This window comes from Paenibacillus sp. SEL1 (genome assembly GCF_054602535.1).
Map to the genome: position 1 here is coordinate 4618433 of NZ_CM137723.1, position 3888 is coordinate 4622320.

The window sequence follows — 3888 nt, forward strand, 5'->3', positions numbered from 1 at the left end:
CGGATACTCATGCATCCAAACCCAGAGTTTATCTCAACGACGTCCACAGCCAATATAAAAAGTTCGCACTGATAAAGTGTGGGCAACGAAAAGAGGGATGCCCTTGTTTCGATTAAATTCTGCTTTTCGGAGACTCGCACGTTATGTAAGGCCGTATAATCTATGGGTTTTCATAACGGTGATCGCCTCCTTGTGTTTGGCAGCTATTGACATTGTTTTGGGTAAGGCCATTGAGCAAATGGCACAGGGGACATTCTCCTCTACCCAGAACATGATCTATCTGGTTGTTGGTATGACGCTAATTGGAATGCCCTGTAAGTTTGTGATGAGGTACGCTTCAGCGCGATTTAGTGTTAGTGCTCTGTGCGACTTGAGAGGCGATCTCGTACATAAGTTTTGCGATTTACCAGTTTCCAGCGTGGAAAGGAAATTTACCGGAGATTTGGTATCCCGTCTAACCAATAATACGGCAGTATTACAGAACTTTTTTATCCAGCAGTTTGCCAATCTGTTTTATTTACCGCTTGTGTTTACGGCATCACTCATATTGCTTTTACTGACAAGCTGGAAACTGATATTGGCAAGTCTTGCGCTCATGCCAATAGGAATGATCATAACATCACTAATGAGCAAGCCGATTGAAAAATATTCTGCGGATCTTCAGGAGAAAATTGCTCATTTGAACGCTGTGGGGCAAGATGCAATCGGAGGAATCCCTATCGTCAAGGCATTCAATATGCAAGCTGTGCTGTTGAAGAAGTATATGGTGATTATGGAGGAGGTCGTCAAGCGCGGCTTACGGCTAGAAAAGCGCTATGCAGCCATTACTCCGGTAGGTGTGATGATGCTAGCAACACCGATTATTTTGGTCATTGTATACGGAGGATACCTGATACAACATGGAGAGCTGAATGCTGGAGGCATTGTACTTTTTTTATACCTGATTTCGTTCATATTGCAGCCGATTGCCATGCTGCCGACGATCATTTCGCAAATGAAGGAAGCGGGTGGAGCCGCAAAGCATTTGTTTGAGGTACTGGATTGGCAGAATGAACGTCAGGATGGCGAAATGACCTTGGTAGATCAGAAGCGAGAGAATGAGGCGCCTCATTTGAAAGACGATGCAAATGGGAAAGCCAACCGAATGAGTGAAGGCGGAGCAGAAAGTGATGATGACGTTGATAGTGTTGCTGTAGTCAGCTTTGAGCATTTGACCTTTGGCTACGATGAAGGGAACACAGTGCTGAAGGATATCAGCTTCCAGGCAGGGCAAGGGGATATGGTGGCGATTGTCGGTGCCAGCGGTGGAGGTAAAAGCACGATTTTCAAGCTGCTTTGCGGATTTAATGAACCTGGAGAGCATGCTGGAACCATTCAACTATTTGGAAAGAGTTTGACAGATTGGAATTTAACAAGCCTGCGCAGTCATATTTCGATGGTATCTCAGGAGCCGTCGCTTTTTCCGGCCACCATTGCAGAAAATATCGGATATGGACGTTTGGCGGCGACTCGGGAAGAAATTGTCGAGGCGGCGAAAGCGGCACATGCGCATGATTTTATTGTTCAACTTCCCGAGGGCTATGAAACCCTGTTGAGCGAGCGGGGAGGCGGATTGTCTGGCGGTCAAAAACAGCGTATTTCCATAGCAAGAGCATTACTGAAAAATGCTCCGCTGCTTCTATTGGACGAGCCGACTTCAGCACTCGATAGTCAGTCGGAGGCTCAGGTGCAGAATGCGATGAATGCGGTAATGCAAAACCGGACGGTACTGGTCATTGCTCATCGACTGTCAACCGTACGTCAGGCGAACCGCATTATTGTACTCGATCAGGGGAGCATTGTGGAATCGGGTTCTCATGAGGAATTACTAGGTCGTGATGGTGTGTACCGAAAGCTGTATTTGAAGAATTTTGAAGAAGAACAGCATACGGCGGAAAACGGTAATTCGTTGCCTGAGGAAAGGGGTGAGCGTCGTGACCTTCAAGCAGGGGTTTTATGAATTTAAGCAGTTGATGTCCCTGATGAAGCCGCACCGAAAATGGTATTTTACCGGGCTGGTTGGCAATAGTCTGACCAATGCTAGCATCACGATTTTACTTTCTTTTGTGGTGCATTATTTGCTGAATTTCGCGGTTAATGGCGATTTACAGGAGCTATACCGAGCGGTCTATTTGGTCAGTGGTACATTTTTGGCATTAAGTCTTATTTCCCCCCTGTGCAGCTATATGTATAAACGGTGTGTAAAGCTGGCGATTGCCAATGTACGAACGAAACTATTTGGTCACATTGTCAAGCTATCGTACGAAAAAGCCGAAAAACACCATTCGGGTGATCTTGTATCCCGCATGACGAACGATGTACAGACGCTGGAGCAGGCTTACACCGTTCATATCCGCTCGATTATACTGGAAATTTCGCTTTTCTTGGGCTCGTTGGTCATTTTGATGACGCTGGATTGGCGATTTGGGATTATGGCGGTTTTACTTGGGCTGGCTTCAGCCTGGATCAATGCTCATTTCGCCAAGAAAATGCGAAAGACGAGTGAAGAGTTACAGGGACGGATGAGCAGGTTCACGGAACGATTGAGTGATTTGCTTTCCGGTTTGCAGACGGTGAAGTTGTTTGGGTTGAGGACAAAGGTAGGCGGACTTTGTAATGTTGCAAGCGAGGACATAAACCGCATCAGCATCCGGCAGGGACGTCATATGGGCTTGCAGGATATGTGCAATTTTGTCATTGAGTTCATTACGCTGGGCGGTGTGCTTGTCGCCGGATTAATTCTGGTTTCGCAGAAGCAAATGGAACTGGGAGTACTAGGACAGATTGTGCAGCTGCAAACCGGTATTTCAACGGTGTTTTTGGAGCTAGGGGCGGCTGTAACACTGTTACAAAACTCCTTGGCAGGCTTGGCGCGTATCCGCGAAATTCTGGATGAGTCGAAGGAAGAAGAGCAGTTCCCCGCGGCTAAAAAGAAGGGACCGCTGACTAGGCTTATCGATCCCGAGACGGCAGCTTTATCAGCCCGTGAATCTGGGGAATTCTATGGCGATGTTGAGACCTTGCGTTCAGACCATGCCATTGAACAGACTCCGGCTGCGCTGGAGCTGCACGACATCACCTTTGGCTATCAGCCTGACCATCCAACGCTGCAAAGGTTAAACTTGGTTGTGCCAGAAGGACAGGTAACCGCGCTTGTCGGCCCGAGTGGCGGCGGCAAAAGCACAGTCATGAAGCTGTTGTTGGGATTTTACCCACCGGACGAAGGTGTGCTGCGGGTTCGTGGTCGCTTGGCAGAAGAATTTCCGTTGGATGAGGTCAGGGATTTGATGGCCTATGTACCACAGGAGGCTACGCTTTTCCACGGTACAGTAGCGGATAATATCCGTTTTGGCTCACCGACTGCCACGGATGAGGAAGTAGAGGCTGCGGCCAAAACAGCCTATGCCAGCGGCTTCATAGCCGAGCTGCCAGAGGGGTACGACACGATTGTCGGTGAACGCGGAGCCAATTTGTCTGGCGGTCAAAGACAGCGGATCGCAATTGCTCGTGCTTTGCTCAAAAATGCACCGATTTTGCTGTTGGATGAAGCAACCTCGGCTTTGGATGCAGAATCGGAATATGAAGTCCAACAGGGCTTAAATGAGCTGATGAAGGATCGTACGACATTAGTTATTGCCCATCGATTGTCTACGATTGAACGGGCGGATACGATCTGTGTCCTTGCCGATGGCGAGCTGAAAGAGCAGGGTACCCATGATCAGCTCCTTGCCGAGGGCGGTCATTATGCAGAGCTGTATGAGCTTCAATTTCGAAAGCATCCCGAGGAACAAACCGCATAAATATGCGAATTTCCTTTTACCAATATCTATTTTGCGAGGAGAGAGACGG

General features: G+C 48.1%; 2 protein-coding genes. Both read left to right on the top strand.

Going from position 1 to position 3888, the window contains the following annotated elements; all coding sequences use genetic code 11:
- Positions 1 to 103 precede the first annotated feature (103 nt).
- Complete coding sequence (locus tag ACYCSE_RS21470) at positions 104 to 1999, top strand: ABC transporter ATP-binding protein (RefSeq protein ID WP_459699794.1); 1896 nt, start codon at positions 104 to 106, stop codon at positions 1997 to 1999.
- Positions 1974 to 3839, top strand: coding sequence for an ABC transporter ATP-binding protein (locus ACYCSE_RS21475; protein ID WP_446676210.1), 1866 nt, complete (start codon positions 1974 to 1976; stop codon positions 3837 to 3839). Before ACYCSE_RS21470 ends, ACYCSE_RS21475 begins: the two co-directional genes overlap by 26 nt.
- The last annotated feature ends 49 nt before the right edge of the window (positions 3840 to 3888 follow it).